We start from the raw sequence: 14785 nt of genomic DNA, 5'->3' as shown, positions 1-14785 counted from the left end.
ACGATTACTCAATGTCGCGATACAACTTACAAGAATGGCGCTGCCCTGACTCTGATTCACCCGATGCACAGGGTCGGCTGGTGCAAGTAACCTCAGACAAAAATCAGTACGTAAGAATTGGCACCCTGACGGGCGGCCCCGATAGGTGGGAGCAAGAGTTTAGACTGCCGGCAGGCGGTCATGTGTCAATCACTGAAGCTAAGAAGCAGCACAGTTTGACTGAACTAATCGATTGGTTGAATTCTAACGGAGCGGTTCCTGCCAAAGCGAATCCGAGGCCGACGCTCGTCCGGGAATTGCCAGAACCAGGATGGATGGCTGAAGCTAAGGCTGCCGTGGAGTCGGGGTTGGATTCACTAATTGACGACTTTCTCGAAGATCCCTTTCGTCATCGGGTGGAGCACTCGCTTCACGTGCTTTTGTACGAACGCCTGGCAGCGACGGGCGGTTTTAGCAAGCTCTGCCCGATAGGCGATACGCAGTATCGCACAACAATGCTGCACAAGGAATGGCCCGAGACGACGCCCAGGCCTGAGAAGAGTGGTCGCGGAAACTTCGATCTTGCCATCATTGCGCCTAATCAACTGGAGCAGACTAAGCTGCCCCAGTTCGTCGGCGGACATGTGGAAGCAGCCATCGTCATTGAAGTTGGACTCAACTACGGCCACAATCACCTTAAGAACGACTACAACAAACTCGATGCGGCAAAAGTCGTTGCAGGCTACATATTGGATCTGCACCGGATCGGGCAACCGAACCCCATGAGCGTCAGCCTTGCAAGGAAATCTGGGCCCTCAATACATGTGGCGTATGCCCATTACCTGCGCGGACGAGAGCCGGTCTATAAATACGTTCGAGGTGATTTCGTCGGGTTGTAGAAGGTGAAGCCGGTCCTTGGCGTGTCCGCTCATCGGCATGAGCGCGCGGCTGGCACCGCGACCGGCTCACGCCGCGTGACGGGTTTCGGCCGGTCCGCCGCGCAGGGGCAGCGGCATGAAAGCACACACGTCCGCGCAATCTCGATCACTGAAAAATCGAAGTCTAAAAGTCCTTCGGTCTGCGACACTCGGTGATCGAACGCCCTCCTCGACGCAACTCGCAGTGAAGAAGGAGGCACACTATTCTACTAACAGGCGTCTAGCGCCGACTGGGAGTGAACACAGTATGCGTCCCGACGGCCGGGTGGAAACATCGCAGACGCGCACGCTTCGGGCAGCGACCCGGGCACTGCGGCTCCATCTGGACACGCTGCCGATAGATGTCTCGGTTGACGTATCTGGTGATCATTTTCTAGCCGGGCTGGCATTCATGTTCGCCCGTCAGCGCTATGACTGCGCGGAATCGATGATCGGGGCTGGGTTCGGCGGCACAGTGTTGGGATCTATGGCCCGTAGTCTGCTCGTCGACGGCCTCCGTTGGTTATGGATAGGGGAACAGCCGCATCGGCGCCGAGCGCTGCTTGGCGATCTGCTCGAAGAACGCAACCGAATCTGCATAGCCTTGGAGAAGGCCGACGCGAGTTGCCCCATCCTGACTCGCTGGCTCATGCCGTTGCCCGCGGTTGCAGATCTGACTGGTCAGTCCATGTCATGGGTTGACGCTCCGCCAATGCCCAGCGAGGACCAGCTACTCGACGACCTATTCGCTCCGACCGCACCCGGCCCGTCGGCGGTGCCGACCGCCACACATCTGCCGGCGCAGTTGCGGATAGCACGCCAGCTTCTAGACATGGTCGGACTTCGCGGTGCTGCAATGGTCTTGGCCCATGCCGGCCACGGTAATCACCTGGGCATGCTGAGCAGCTTGACCGACGATGGTGTGGCGGGCCACGACCTGCGAGCCGACCACGAGGCTCTGTTCATGCAGGTGGCCGCGGCCGGGGTCGTTACAACGCTCCTCGGCGCCGTCGCGGCAACGCCCGAGTCCTGGCCACCGGACGTGGAGCAGGAGCCCTACCTGCAGCGTGCCGTCGACCTGGCCGCCGACGTCGCGGCAGCCGCGGTCCCCATTCATGGGTTGGCCACGACACGCGCCGTCCGCGCGCAGTCCTCCAGGAGCCAGAGCCGCGCCCGCCCGCGCCAACCGGTTCTGCTCCGTCCACAAGCGTTGCTCGCCGCTGACGATTTGCTTCCAGATGTGAACTCGGCTGCAGAGGTGGCTTTTGCAGCCGAGGCGTACTACGAGGTGGCTCGCACCATGGCGATCAACCCGTGGGAGCACGGCTCACCGATTCTGCATAGCTTCCTCACTTACGGTGGGGGCCACTCAGGCCTTCAGACCGTGATCTCCACCTACAACCAACCGGGCTCGGCCGTGATCTCTGTCTTCGCGGCTCGCATGTTGCTCGAGGAGGCGGCCCGGCTAATCTGGCGATATTCCGACCCGACCATTGTCGAGGAGCGGGCAAAGCAGTATTTCGACGAGTATCGCGCCCGACAGAGGAAGACAATCAACACCCTGGTCAATGCTGGCGTGCCTAAAGCTGCCGCCGAGAGCATCTTTTCTCGTCCTAGCAACGTGATCTTGACGCCTGAAGGAATTGCCAGAGGGCGTACGCCTTTGCCCTCAATCTCCGTCATGCTGCGACAAATGGGAGCACCCTTTCCGGAGCCCGGGTGGCTTGAGGTGGCCTACTCGATGCTGAGCCAAGTCACTCACAGCACAGCACTGGGGCATCTGCACACCGTTCGATTTAGCAATGGCATTTGGCAGGGCAACGCGCTTAGTGCGGAGATGCAGGCCCTTGCACTGGATGTGGCATGCCTCGGTAGCGCCCACCTGATCGGCCTGTCAGCAGCTGTTCTGGCAGACCTTAGCGAGGAGTCGAAATCGTACCGGCATGCCCTGCTCCGGTCCTCCGCGCAGGTGCACAATGCCGCTCGCCTGGTCCATGGCCTCGACTAGGAATCATGACTTAATCGGGGCATGGGGGGTACTACTACTATTTAGTTGCCGATCGGGCCGGGCAATTGTTATCTCAAGTGGCGGTCCGCTTAACACCTCTGGTGAACGCTCCTCGGCATTATCGGATGCACTATTCTCGGCAGACCCGTGCGTCGATCACGTAGCCCGATCGACCTCGATTTCACGAAGCGTGACGACCTCGCGTCATTGGTTCACCGACGTAACCCGGCCCACGCCGCCACGTCGACGACACGCAGGCCGCGCCACGGCCTACCCCATGCGATGGCCCCGCCATCGCTGTACGTGCAAGGTCGGCACCGACGAACTCCCACGGCGGCGGCCCGGAGCAGCTCCGCCCACTCCCTCAGAAAGCCGACACCTGCTCCAGCACCGACGTCGACGATTCAGTCGGACGCCGGGACAACCACAGACAACCCCCGTCAACTTCCGCACCTCGCCGCCAAGCGCGATCATGGATTCACCGGCCCGGCCGGTGAACCAAGCGAAGATCACCGTACGAGCGTTCGTGTCACCCAAGTGTCACGATCATCCACAGTAGACATGGACAGGCGCCAGCAACTGCGGCAACCGTCAGGTCCCGAAAGCTAGACACCTTCGGACACGTATCACCAGCTCAGCGCCATGTTCCCAGAAGAGCAGGACCAAAGCGTTGCCCGAAGCAGCACGGCACCACAAACCGGAATGGAGGATCCGACCAACGAGCGATACGTAAACCGTACGCGCGTTCGGGCAAAAATGCGTGTCGCGGAGATCCGGACGTATTCACAGCGGGAAATGAAAAAGGCCAGCTGAGCTGGCCTTTTCAAAAGTCGGGCTGACAGGATTTGAACCTGCGACCCCTTGACCCCCAGTCAAGTGCGCTACCAAGCTGCGCTACAGCCCGATGCCACCCGGTAACCTCACCGCGTGGCAACCTCTACACCCTACCAACCCCTAGCCATGGGCTTTCCCGCGACCCCCCGGCCCCAGCTTCTTGCGCGGCTTCACGGTCAGCTCGATCGGGGACCCCTCGTAGCCGAACTCTTCGCGCAGCTTGCGCTCGATGAAGCGCAAATACCCCGCGTCCATCGGCCCGGTGGTGAACAGCACAAACCGGGGCGGCGCGATGCCGGCCTGGGTGGCGAACAGGATCCGCGGGGCGCGGCCGCCACGGACGGGGTGTGGGGTCGCCTGGGTCAGGGCGGTCAGCCACTGGTTGAGGGCCCCGGTCGGAACCCGCTGCTCCCAGGATGCGAGCGCCCGGCGGATGGCCGGGGCCAGCTTGTCCATGGCGCGGCCGGTCTTGGCCGAGATGTTCACCCGAACCGCCCACGGGAGGCGCTTCAGTTCGCGGTCGATCTCCTTGTCGAGATAGAACCGGCGGTCCTCGTCGACCAGGTCCCACTTGTTGAAGGCGATCACCAGTGCCCGCCCGGCCTCGACGACCTGCGACAGGACTCGCTGGTCCTGTTCCGAGATGACCTCGCCCGCGTCGAGGAGCACGACCGCTACCTCGGCGGCCTCGACGGCGCCGGCGGTGCGCAGGGACGCGTAGTACTCCGTGCCGGAGGCCTGGTTTACCCGCTTGCGCAGGCCGGCGGTGTCGACGAACTGCCAGACCTCGCCGTCCATCTCTACCAGGCTGTCCACCGGGTCGACCGTGGTGCCGGCGACCGAGTCGACTACCGCGCGTTCTTCTTTCGAGACCTTGTTCAGCAGCGACGACTTGCCCACGTTGGGGCGGCCGACCAGGGCGACCCGGCGCGGGCCGCGTGGGGCGCCCTCGATGATCGGCGGGGGCGACGGCAGTGCGGCCAGGATGTCGTCGAGCAGGTCGCCGGAGCCGCGGCCGTGCAGGGCTGAGATCGGGTGTGGCTCGCCGAGGCCCAGGGACCAGAGCGAGACGGCTTCGAGCTCTAGGTTCTGGTTGTCCGCTTTGTTGGCAACCAGGATGACCGGCTTGTGGCTGCGCCGCAGCATCTTCACCGCGGCCTCGTCGACATCCGTCGCGCCGACGGTGACGTCCACGACGAAAATGACGACGTCGGCGGTCTGGACGGCGATTTCGGCCTGGGCGGCGATAGCGGCCGCGCGGTCCTTGGCGTCCGGTTCCCAGCCGCCGGTGTCGACGACGGTGAAGCGGCGGCCGACCCACTGGGCGTCGTAGGGGACGCGGTCCCGGGTTACGCCGGGGACGTCCTCCACTACCGCCTGGCGGCGGCCGATGATGCGGTTGACCAGCGTCGATTTGCCCACGTTGGGGCGGCCGACGACGGCCACTACCGGAACCGGACCGGCCACGTACGATGTCTCGTCGAGGTCGGCGACGGGGAGCTCACTCACTTGGGCACCTTGGAATTCAGAAGCTCGAGAAGATGGGCAACGACCTCGTCGATGCCCATACCGGTCGTGTCGACCTCGATCGCGTCGGAGGCGAGACGCAACGGGTCGGTCGCCCGCGAAGAGTCAAGTTTGTCACGCCGCGCCAGGTCGGCTTCGGTCGCGGCCACGTCGGTGGCGTCCTCGGCGCTGCGCCGGGCGGCGCGGGCGGCCGCGGAGGCGGTCAGATAGACCTTCAGGTCGGCGTCGGGGGCGACCACGGATGCGATATCGCGGCCTTCGACGACGATGCGCGGATGTGCGGCGATGATCGCCTGCTGCAGAGCGACAAGCTGCTTGCGTACGGCGGGGACAGCCGCGACGGCGGAAACCGCACCGGTGACCTCGGGTCCGCGGATCGGCGCGTCGACGTTGGTCCCGTTGGCCGCGAAATGGGGCGCGGCCGGGTCGGTGCCGATCGACAGCTCGGCCTCCAGCGCGATCTTCGTGATCGCGTCCGGGTCGGACAGGTCGGCGCCGGCCTGGAGGACCGCCCAGGTCACCGCCCGGTACATCGCGCCGGTGTCGAGGTAGACCCCGTCGAGAGCGGTGGCGAGTCGCCGGGAAACAGTGGATTTGCCGGAACCGGAAGGCCCGTCGACGGCCACCACGCACTTGTCTGGCCGCACTTCTTCCGCCACCGTTCCCCCCAGGTTTGTCAACCGGTCAAAACCAACCCTCCCATTGTGCCGGTTGTCCCGCGCATCGACGAATTAGGGTATGTTACCGGCGAGTAACCACGGAGGGAGCTGCCATGCCGACGATCGACCGCCACGACGCCGTCTTCGTCCTCGACCTGGGCGACACCGAGAACCGCTTCCACCCGGACTGGATCGCCGAGGTCAACGCTCATCTCGACCAGGTGGAGAAAGACGCAAGCGCGCTGGTAACCACCGCAAGCGGGAAGATCTGGTCGAACGGTCTCGATCTGGAATGGCTCATGGAACATCCGGAGCAGTTCCCGGCGTACACCTCAAGCGTCCATGATCTTCTTGCCCGGATGCTCAGCCTGCCGATGATCACGGTCGCCGCCCTGCAGGGCCACACCTTCGCGGCCGGCGCAATGCTCTCGCTCTGCCACGATTTCCGCATCATGCGAGCCGACCGCGGCTACTGGTGCCTGCCCGAGGCCGACATCAACATCCCGTTCTCGGTGGGCATGAGCGCGCTCATCCAGGCGCGGCTGACGCCGCAGACCGCACACCAGGCGATGGTCACGGCCCGGCGGTTCGGCGGCCAGGAGGCGTACGCAAGGCAGATCGTCGACGAAGCGGCGCCCGAGGCCGAGGTCCGCGAGAAGGCACTCGCCCTCGCCACGGCACATGTCCCCAAGGCCGGCCCGGCACTGCAAACCATCAAGACGCGGATGTACGCCGGGGTTCTCGCGGCCCTGAAATCCGAGTCGGACAAGGCCCCGGACGCACAATTGCTCGGCCGGCCATAGCAAGAGCTACCGCTCGGCGGCCGATTGCGGGCTCAGGAAGCGCTGCCGCCCGCGATCTCCGCGCGGGCGGCACTGACCAGCTCCGCGTTGGTGTGGGCGTGGCCCCACAGGCCCCAGCCGCCCTCGGCCGCCTCGGTCAGCAGCACCCAGGTCCGCTTGCCCAGCGCCGGATCGCCGGCCGCCGACGCCACGATGCTCGTCAGCCGCTCCACCACCGCGAGCTGCTTGTCCCGGTCGAGGGCGCCCGCGTTCGTGAGCACCTGAACCCGCACGTAGTCGCCGTCGCCGTCGACGTTCGCCAGATCACCGGCGGGCAGGTCGTGCACGAAGGCCGCCGTGTTCTTCCGGAACATCGCGATGTCCGGCACCTTCTCGATCTCCTTGACTGCGGTGGCCAGGTCAACGGCCAGCTTCCGCTTGTCGGCGAAGGTGCCGGCCGTCGCATAGACATCGATCATCGGCATGGAGCCACCTCTTCCGGTCGTTCACAGACAGCATGATCGAACCAGCCCACCCGCCGCCGCGACATCACATGAACACGTGAGGACCCGGCGCCGCGGTGAGGTGGCACGGTGTGCCGCGACAAGAATGGAACGATGGCCGGCCACGCGGTGGGGCGGCGGCGCGATGGGTCGGCGGCGCGATGGGTCGGCGGCGCGATGGGTCGGCGGCGCGATGGGTCGGCGGCGCGATGGGTCGGCGGCGCGATGGGTCGGCGGCGCGACTGGCCGGCGCGATGGGTCAGCGGCGCGGCGGGTCAGCGGCGCGACTGGCCGGCGCGGCGGGTCAGCGGCGCGGCGGGTCAGCGGCGGGCATGCAGGACGTTGGCCAGTTGCACCCGTGACTGCACGCCGAGCTTGGCGAAGACCGAGCGCAGGTGGGTGCCGACCGTGTTGATCGAGACGCCCAGCTCGGACGCGACGGCCTTGTTCGTGTTGCCGGCGCCGATCAGGTCGGCGACGCGGCGCTCGGCCTCGGTCAGATCGGACCACCCGCCGGCCGCCACCGCCCACTTGGCCCGGCGCGCGCCGGCCGCCCGCATGAGGCGTTGCACCTGAGCCCGGTTGGCTCGGGCGCCCATCAGGTCGTACTCGTCCCACGCCCGATCGAGCTGGGCCAGCGCGTCGGCCTGCCGGCCCGCAGCGAGCAGCGCCTTTCCGTATGCCAGCGCGCCCCCGCCGCGCAGCACCGGCCGCGGGCTCGCCGCCAGGACGGCCACCGCGCGCGCCAGGAGATCCAGATCGCCGTCGAGCGCGCCGCGCAGTTGGAGAGCGACGCCCTCGAAGCTGGCGACGCCCGGATTGCGGGCGGCCGCCGTCTCCGCGGCCTCGACGGCGTTGATCGCGAATTTCCGGTCGCCGGCCGCCGCGCCGATGTCGAAGATCAGGCTCATCCAGCACGGCCACAGCGGCCAGAACCCGGCGAGCGCGTCGGCGCCGGCCAGGACCGGCCGCAGCACGTCGAGCGCCGCCGGCAGGTCACCGCGGGCGGCCGCGAGCCAGCCGCGCATGACCGCGATTCCCGGGTTGTCCACCGCCGAGTCCGCGGCCGCCAGCTGGGCCTGCGCCGTCTCGGCGTCGCCGCGCAGCAGGGCAACGGCGCCGCGGGTGGTGACCGCGTCCAGGAGATAGACCGGAGTGCCGAGCTGCCGGCCCAGCTCCAGCAGCGCGGCCGCGCCGGCGTCGGCCTCGGCGAGCCGCCCCAGGTTGAAGTCGTGCCACATCTGCGCGCACTGCACGCTCGGCAGCAGCGCCTCGATGCTCCCGGCGCGGTCGAGCAGCGCCTGCGCCTGGTCGTAGTGGTCGAGGAACTGCAGCGCCGTGACCTCACCGCCGGAGTAGGCCCCGGTCAGGACGCGCTGCTCGTGAAAGCGTTCCAGCGCGACCTGGTGCCGGCTCTCGTTTCGAGCCACCTCACCAGCCGCCTGCAGGGCCGCCGCCGACGTTTCCTCGCCTGCCACCTCACCACCCCCGCGCCCCATGATCCCCCAGGGTCAGGGTGCCGGCTGCGGGAGTGGGCGGGCGCCCTCCGGGCGTAGGCCGTCGAAGATGATGCCCAGGTAGCGGCGCCACAGCTCGGGCGGTGCGTCGGGCACGTAGCTGACCACGTGGTTGGGTGCGCACATCAGCAGGATCACGTCGAGGCCGGAGATGTCGGGGCGCAGCGCCCCGGCCTCCTGGGCCCGGGTCACCAGCGCGACGATGGCCGCGAACAGGCCCTCGCGTGCCCCGGCCAGGAGATCGTTGACCGCTCCCACTTCGCGCAGGAACGACAGGTCGAGTTGCTGCTGGCGCTGGGCGGCCACGGTCAGGAACTCGAACAGCGCTGCGCCGGCGTCGTCGGCGAGGTAGAGCTTCCGGGCCAGCGCCGCCAGCTCCTCGACCCGGTCCAGGACCACGGCCGCCAGCAGCTCGTCCTTCGTGGCGAAGTGGCGGAACACGGTGCCCTTGCCGATGCCGGCGCGGCGGGCGATGTCGGCGATCGACGCCTCGATGCCGTGCGACGCGAACTCCTGCGCCGCGGCGGCGAGCAGGAGCGTTCGGTTGCGCGCGGCGTCGGCGCGCAGGGGGCGGGTCACGGGCCGACCCTAACAAGTTTGACCGGTCGGTCCGCTTATGCCTAACCTGACCGCCTGGTCCGAATAAGCTCGGCCCGAATGAGGGGGCAGCGATGCGAGCGGTCTACACCGACACCTACGGCGAGGGCTACACGGTCGGCGCGCTGGCCACCCCGCGGCCCGGGCCGGGGCAGATCCAGGTGCGGATCAAGGCGGCCTCGATCAACGCGGTCGACGTGAAGCGGGCCCGGGGCGAATCCCGGTCGACCTGCCGTTCCCGCATGTCCTCGGCAACGACTTCGCCGGGACGGTCACCGAGGTCGGCGACGGCGTCACGGCGTACGCAATCGGGGATGAGGTTTTCGGTCATGAGGTTCCGCGGGCGATGGGCGGGATGCTGCCGATCGCGAGGCCGAGTTTGACCACCGGCACGCTGGCCGAGTTCGCGGTCTTCGAGGCGGACACCCCGTTCGTCGCGCGCCGGCCGCCGGAGCTGGATGTCGTTGTCGCCGCCGCGCTTCCGACCGTGGGCCTGACCGCCAACGCGATCGTGGCGACGGCGAAGATCCGGGCGGGCGAGAAGGTGCTGGTGATCGGCGCGACCGGCGGCCTCTACTCGATCACGTTCCCGCCACCGAAGCCGGCGCGCCTCGACATCCACGCCGAGCTCATCCTCGACACCGAGGGCAAAATGGGCGGCGTCCAGCAGACCGCCGCCCTCACGCCGAGAATCGCCAAGATCTACTCAATGAGCGAGGCCCCCGCGGCGCTCAGCGACTTCACGCACCGGCACACCCTGGGCAAGCTAGTCGTCCGACTCGCCCCGTGAATCCAGTGCCTCCTGGGACTCCCGGGTCTCCCCCGCCGGACCGTCGCCCGCGGCGTTGAACAGTGCCGCGATCTCCGCATTGGACAGATGGCGGAACCCGCCCGGCCGCAGGTCGCCGAGCCGGATCGGGCCGACCGCGGTGCGGACCAGCCGGGTGACCGGGTGACCGACGGCCTCCATCATGCGGCGCACGATGTGCTTGCGGCCCTCGTGCAGCACCAGCTCGACCTGCGCGGTCTTGCCGAGCACGCCGACCAGCTTGAACGCGTCGGCCTTGGCGGGACCGTCCTCCAGCTCGACGCCGGACAGCAGCTTGCGGCCCACGTTGCGGGCGAGCGGCCCGTTGATGACCTCGGCCAGGTAGGTCTTGGTGATCCCGTACCGCGGGTGGGTCAGCTTGTTGGTCAGATCGCCGTCGTTGGTGATCAGCAGCAGGCCCTCGCTGTCGGCGTCGAGCCGGCCGACATGGTGCAGCCGCTGCTGGAACTGGCCGAGGAAGTCGGCGAGCTCGGTGCGCCCCTTCTCGTCATCGAGCGACGCGACGACCCCGCGCGGCTTGTTCAGCGCGATGTAGACCAGCTTGGTGTCGGTGATCACCCGCTGCCCGTCCACGTGGATCTCCGCGGTCGAAGGGTCGACCTTGTCGCCGAGCTTGGCGACCCGCCCGTTGACGGTGACCCGCCGCCGGAAGATCAGGTCTTCGCAGGCGCGGCGGGAACCGACACCGGCAGATGCCAGCACTTTCTGGAGGCGTTCGGCGGTGTCAGCCTGGGGCATCGAGCACTTCTTCCACATCGTCGGGCAGGAACGGAGCGAGCGGCGGCAGCTGGTCAACAGAGTTGAGCCCGAGCTTCTCGAGGAAGAGGTCAGTGGTCCGGTACAGATGTGCCCCGGTTTCACTCTCGGTGCCGCACTCCTCGATCAGGCCGCGCGTAGCAAGAGTACGCATGACCCCGTCACAGTTGACGCCGCGGATGGCCGAGATGCGAGACCTCGTCACCGGCTGCTTATATGCGACTACCGCCAGCGTCTCGAGCGCCGCCTGGGTCAACCGCACCGACTGCCCGTCGAGCACGAACCTTTCCACATAAGCCGCATACTCCGGCCGGGTGTACAACCGCCAGCCCCCCGCGGCCCGCCGCAGGTCGAACCCGTGCCCCGCCGCCGTGTAGCGCGCCGAGATGTTCTCCAGCAAGATCCCCACCCGCTCGGTGGGCTGCTCCAGAATCTGCGCCAGCTGCATCTCCGCAACCGGCTCGTCGACGACGAGCAAAATCGCTTCGAGCGCCGCGGTGAGTTCGGCATCATCGGTCAGGTCCGGCAGGTCGTCCGGTTCCGCCAATTCAGCCGTACGGGCATCGGCTTCCACAACCGCAACCGCACTCGTCCGCTTACCGCGCGCCTGCTCGGGCACCGCCGAGCCGGCCTTCGCCCGCCCCGCCCCCGAACCCGCTTCCGCCGCCGGCTGAGCGGTGAGCTGAGCTGCGGCGCCTTCGGCGAACGGCAGATCAAGCTCCCCGTCGTCGCTGACGTCATCGTCCGCCGCCGCATCGAACATGCCACCCGCATCGTCCCCGTCCGGCGCAACCGGCGCATCAGCCGGAACCCCGTCCGGATAATCCGCCTCAGCGGCATTCCCGATAGCATCCGGCAGCTCAAGGTCAGGCCCGATCTCGGCCGCAGTCGGCTCCGGCTCGTCAAGCTCCGCATCAGCATCAACCGGCGCATCAACGCTGACCGGCACCTCATCACCAAGCACCGCCTCTTCCGGCGCCTCGCCGCCCGCCCCGTCCACACCCTGGTCCGATGCGAACTCGTCCGCGTCGCCCTCGTCCGCACCGTGGGCCGCCGCGGGCTCGTCCACATCTTCCGTGTCGTCGACCTCGTCGGCATCGAGGGCTGCCGCGGATTCGCCCGCGCCGTCCTCGGCCGCGTCGACGGCCGCCACAGGCTCGTCCGCGTCGTCCTCCGCCGCGGCAGGCTCGTCCGCGTCGCGCGTGGAATATCCCGGCGGGTTCGCGCCCTCGAACGCCTCGTCGAAGTCGTCGTCACCGTCGGCGAGGCCGGCCTCGGACAGCTCCTCACCGTCGGCCGACTCCGGGTCCTCCCCCGCCCGGCGGGCCGCCTGCTCGGCCGCCGCCTGATAGGCACGGTCGGGCGGCCGCTGCTGGCGCTCCCACGGCGGCACCCAGGCCGCTGCCTGGGACTCGAGCGATTCGGGCCGCTCGTCGTTGCTCACGATCGTTCCTCCACCGCGGCCGGGGCCGCGTCGTCATCTGCCCCGCCAAGATCACGGCGGTCTTCAGGCAAGTCAAATCTGCCCGCCGGGAAGACCCCCGAGTCGGACACAATCGCACCGGATGTGCCCTCCCCGCCGTCTCCCGAATCGTCGCTGCCTACCACGGCATCGCCGTCGCCCAACTCACCCCACCGGCGATCCAGATCCGACAAATCCGACTGGTCACCAGCTGCGTCGAGGTCGCTCAGCGCACCCTGCCCGCCGTCCAGATCTGGCAAATCCGACTGGTCACGCGCTGCGTCAATGTCGCTCAGCGCGCCCTGCCGGCCGGCCAGGTCCGGCAAATCCGACTGATCGTCATCCGCATTGGTAAGACTCGGCGCGCCCAGCTGGCCGTCCAGATCCGGTAAATCCGACTGGTCGCCCTCCGCGACGGCATCGCTCAGCGCACCCCGGCCGCCGGCCAGATCCGGCTCGTCGCTATTCGCGTCGGCATCGCCGTCTCCCAGCTCACTCCACCGACCCGCCAGGTCCGGCTCATCGCTGTCCGCGTCGGAATCGTCGCCGTCCGGCTCGGCCCACCGACCGGCCAACACTGTCCCGTCGCTGTCCGCGTCCAGCTGATCGCCGTCCGGCTCGTCACCGGCCGCGTCGGGATCGCCGTCCGGCTCGCCCCACCGACCGGCCAACACTCGCCCGCCGCTGTCCGCGACCAGCTCGTCGTCGCCCAGGTCGTCGTCGTCAAGCTGGTCGTCGTCAAGCTCGTCGTCGTCCTCGGCGGACATTTCCGGCTCATTGCCCGGGAGGGGCTCGGCGGCGGTGTCGAGCTCGGGTTTGCTGCCCTCGTAGTCGTCGATGTCCAGCTCGATGTCGGCGGCCTCGCCGCCGACCCAGCGGACGGTCAGCTCGTCGAGCGACACCGGCTGCTCGAACTCGATCAGGCCCTCGCGGTAGAGCTCGAGCAGCGCCAAGAATCGGGCCACCACTTCGAGCGTGTTTTCGCAGTCGGCGACGAGCAGCGTGAAAGTGGCGCTGCCGGCTCGGGCGAGCCGGTCGCGCAGCAACTGTGCGTGCTCGCGGACGCTCACCCGGGCCTGGTGGATGTGCGCGATCGACACCTGCGGCGGGCCGGGCTTGGGGGTGAACTGTTTCAGCGCGAGCTTGAACAGCCGCTCCACCCCGATGCCCAGGACGAGGTCGGGAAGCGCCTCGGCATAGCGGGTCTCCATCGACACCGCCCGCGGATAGCGCTTGCCCCCGGTGCTCTCGAGGTCGGAGATGTAGGCCGCGGCTTCCTTGAACGCCTTGTATTGCAACAGCCGGGCGAACAGCAGGTCGCGCGCCTCGAGCAGGGCCAGGTCTTCCTCGTCCTCCACCTCGGCCGCGGGCAGCAGCCGGGCCGCCTTGAGGTCGAGCAGGGTGGCCGCGACCAGCAGGAACTCGCTGGTCTCGTCGAGGTCCCAGTCGTCGCCCATGGCGCGGATGTAGGCGATGAAGTCGTCGGTCACGGTGTGCAGCGCGACCTCGGTGACGTCGAGCTTGTGCTTGCCGATCAGCTGCAGCAGCAGGTCGAACGGGCCGGTGAAGTTGACCAGCCGCACCGTGAACTTGCCGGACTCCTCGACCGGAGGATCGACGGCGTCGGGCGGGGCGACAGGCTCTTCAGGCACATGCTGACCGTAGACCACCGGTACGACAACCTGTTCCGGGCTCACACCGGCACAACGCGGCAAGATCAATTCGGTAACGAAAGTGACGGAGAGTCAGCCCCACACGCGGACGAAGACCAGGCCGAGCGCGTTGATGATGCGCAACAGGAACGGGTAGCCGAGCGGGAACAGGCAGCAGATCAGCAGGATCAGCACGCCGATGTTCTTCTCCTCGAACCACAACCGCATCCACTGCATGCTCGGCCCGGGCCGGCGCAACGCGTTGTAGAGGATGCCGAAGCCGTCCAGCGGCGGGATCGGGATGATCGCGAGGAGCCCGAACGAGAGCAGCCCGACCGCGAGCGACAGCAGCACCGTCTCGGCGAACGGCAGCCGCACGCCGAGGAGCACGTCGGCCGGCCCGATCACGTCCAGGAAGTTCGCCGGGTAGATCACCGAGTAGACCGCCAGGAGGACCTCGCCGAGCACGATGTTGCTCAGCGGCCCGGCGGCGAAGACCGCGGCGGCCCGGCCCCGGCCCCGGTAACGGGGGATGTCGTCGACCGAGAGCATCTTTCCCCAGCCCATGCCGCCGAGCGCGGCGCCGACGGCGCCGAACGGGTCGATGTCTTCCCGCGGCGTCGGCATGAGGCTTTCCTTGCGGTCCGCGAGACCAAGGCTGCGAGCAGTCAGCCGTACGGCGACCGCGCGCACGACGAGGCCGAGCAGGAAGGAGATCACCAGGGCGGCGAACGCCACCGGCGTGCCGAGCGCGAACAGCAAC

General features: G+C 67.7%; 13 protein-coding genes, 1 tRNA gene and 1 pseudogene. 4 read left to right on the top strand and 11 right to left on the bottom strand.

All coding sequences use genetic code 11. From position 1 onward, the window contains the following. Positions 1-11: 11 nt before the first annotated feature. Together AB0E90_RS47700 and AB0E90_RS47695 are read left to right on the top strand one after the other, a co-directional pair. Positions 12-878 carry a hypothetical protein gene (locus AB0E90_RS47700; protein ID WP_360419685.1) on the top strand — a complete coding sequence of 289 codons (867 nt, stop codon included), beginning with the start codon at positions 12-14 and terminating at the stop codon, positions 876-878. Between the two features lie 286 nt (positions 879-1164). Beyond that, positions 1165-2904, top strand: a complete 1740-nt coding sequence (locus AB0E90_RS47695; RefSeq protein WP_360419683.1) for a hypothetical protein — start codon at positions 1165-1167, stop codon at positions 2902-2904. A gap of 830 nt (positions 2905-3734) precedes the next feature. Here the strand turns inward: AB0E90_RS47695 and AB0E90_RS47690 are convergent. From AB0E90_RS47690 to cmk, 3 genes are all read right to left on the bottom strand, one after another. Further along, positions 3735-3808: transfer RNA gene (locus AB0E90_RS47690), tRNA-Pro, on the bottom strand. A 50-nt stretch (positions 3809-3858) separates the two neighbouring features. After that, a complete protein-coding gene (gene der, locus AB0E90_RS47685; protein ID WP_360419681.1) occupies positions 3859-5247 on the bottom strand; it encodes a ribosome biogenesis GTPase Der in 1389 nt (462 codons plus the stop codon). Continuing rightward, complete coding sequence (gene cmk / locus AB0E90_RS47680; RefSeq protein WP_360419679.1) at positions 5244-5924, bottom strand: (d)CMP kinase; 681 nt, start codon at positions 5922-5924, stop codon at positions 5244-5246. Before cmk ends, der begins: the two co-directional genes overlap by 4 nt. A 113-nt stretch (positions 5925-6037) precedes the next feature. On the opposite strand from cmk, the gene AB0E90_RS47675 reads away from it, so the two are divergent. Next, complete coding sequence (locus AB0E90_RS47675; protein ID WP_360419677.1) at positions 6038-6727, top strand: enoyl-CoA hydratase-related protein; 690 nt, start codon at positions 6038-6040, stop codon at positions 6725-6727. A 32-nt stretch (positions 6728-6759) separates the two neighbouring features. Here AB0E90_RS47675 and AB0E90_RS47670 read toward each other — a convergent pair whose 3' ends face one another. The 4 genes from AB0E90_RS47670 to AB0E90_RS47655 form a co-directional block, all read right to left on the bottom strand. Beyond that, positions 6760-7191 carry a hypothetical protein gene (locus AB0E90_RS47670; protein ID WP_360419675.1) on the bottom strand — a complete coding sequence of 144 codons (432 nt, stop codon included), beginning with the start codon at positions 7189-7191 and terminating at the stop codon, positions 6760-6762. Between the two features lie 338 nt (positions 7192-7529). Next, entirely contained in the window at positions 7530-8687 is a 1158-nt protein-coding gene (locus AB0E90_RS47665) for a helix-turn-helix transcriptional regulator (RefSeq protein WP_360419673.1), read from the bottom strand. 33 nt (positions 8688-8720) lie between these two features. After that, positions 8721-9305, bottom strand: coding sequence for a helix-turn-helix domain-containing protein (locus AB0E90_RS47660; RefSeq protein WP_360419671.1), 585 nt, complete (start codon positions 9303-9305; stop codon positions 8721-8723). A gap of 127 nt (positions 9306-9432) precedes the next feature. Then, positions 9433-9654, bottom strand: a complete 222-nt coding sequence (locus tag AB0E90_RS47655; RefSeq protein WP_360419668.1) for a hypothetical protein — start codon at positions 9652-9654, stop codon at positions 9433-9435. Between AB0E90_RS47655 and AB0E90_RS47650 the strand changes: the two genes are divergently transcribed. Further along, on the top strand, positions 9553-10113 hold the full coding sequence (locus AB0E90_RS47650) for an alcohol dehydrogenase catalytic domain-containing protein (protein WP_360419726.1): 561 nt from the start codon (positions 9553-9555) through the stop codon (positions 10111-10113). The two genes, AB0E90_RS47655 and AB0E90_RS47650, sit on opposite strands and share 102 nt — an antisense overlap. Here AB0E90_RS47650 and AB0E90_RS47645 read toward each other — a convergent pair. The 4 genes and pseudogenes from AB0E90_RS47645 to AB0E90_RS47630 form a co-directional block, all read right to left on the bottom strand. Then, positions 10090-10908, bottom strand: a complete 819-nt coding sequence (locus AB0E90_RS47645) for a pseudouridine synthase (protein WP_360419666.1) — start codon at positions 10906-10908, stop codon at positions 10090-10092. The two genes, AB0E90_RS47650 and AB0E90_RS47645, sit on opposite strands and share 24 nt — an antisense overlap. Next, entirely contained in the window at positions 10877-11671 is a 795-nt protein-coding gene (gene scpB / locus AB0E90_RS47640; protein ID WP_360419724.1) for an SMC-Scp complex subunit ScpB, read from the bottom strand. The genes AB0E90_RS47645 and scpB overlap by 32 nt, the downstream gene beginning before the upstream one ends. 1514 nt (positions 11672-13185) lie before the next feature. Beyond that, positions 13186-14022: pseudogene (locus AB0E90_RS47635) on the bottom strand (segregation/condensation protein A); the annotation flags it as partial. A 93-nt stretch (positions 14023-14115) separates the two neighbouring features. Beyond that, positions 14116-14784, bottom strand: a complete 669-nt coding sequence (locus AB0E90_RS47630; RefSeq protein ID WP_360419664.1) for a hypothetical protein — start codon at positions 14782-14784, stop codon at positions 14116-14118. Position 14785 lies beyond the last annotated feature (1 nt).

Origin of the sequence: Actinoplanes sp. NPDC026619 (assembly GCF_040638295.1) — a bacterium.
In the GTDB taxonomy this organism is placed as follows: domain Bacteria; phylum Actinomycetota; class Actinomycetes; order Mycobacteriales; family Micromonosporaceae; genus Actinoplanes.
The sequence above is the reverse complement of the archived record's forward strand: the minus strand, read 5'-3'. Positions and strand labels throughout refer to the sequence as shown.

Coding starts and splice junctions, on each gene's coding strand:
- AB0E90_RS47700 (WP_360419685.1), top strand. CDS start 12: ATGTCGCGATACAACTTACAAGAATGGCGCTGCCCTGACTCTGATTCA.
- AB0E90_RS47695 (WP_360419683.1), top strand. CDS start 1,165: ATGCGTCCCGACGGCCGGGTGGAAACATCGCAGACGCGCACGCTTCGG.
- AB0E90_RS47675 (WP_360419677.1), top strand. CDS start 6,038: ATGCCGACGATCGACCGCCACGACGCCGTCTTCGTCCTCGACCTGGGC.
- AB0E90_RS47670 (WP_360419675.1), bottom strand. CDS start 7,191: ATGCCGATGATCGATGTCTATGCGACGGCCGGCACCTTCGCCGACAAG.
- AB0E90_RS47655 (WP_360419668.1), bottom strand. CDS start 9,654: ATGACCGAAAACCTCATCCCCGATTGCGTACGCCGTGACGCCGTCGCC.
- AB0E90_RS47645 (WP_360419666.1), bottom strand. CDS start 10,908: ATGTGGAAGAAGTGCTCGATGCCCCAGGCTGACACCGCCGAACGCCTC.
- scpB (WP_360419724.1), bottom strand. CDS start 11,671: ATGTTCGATGCGGCGGCGGACGATGACGTCAGCGACGACGGGGAGCTT.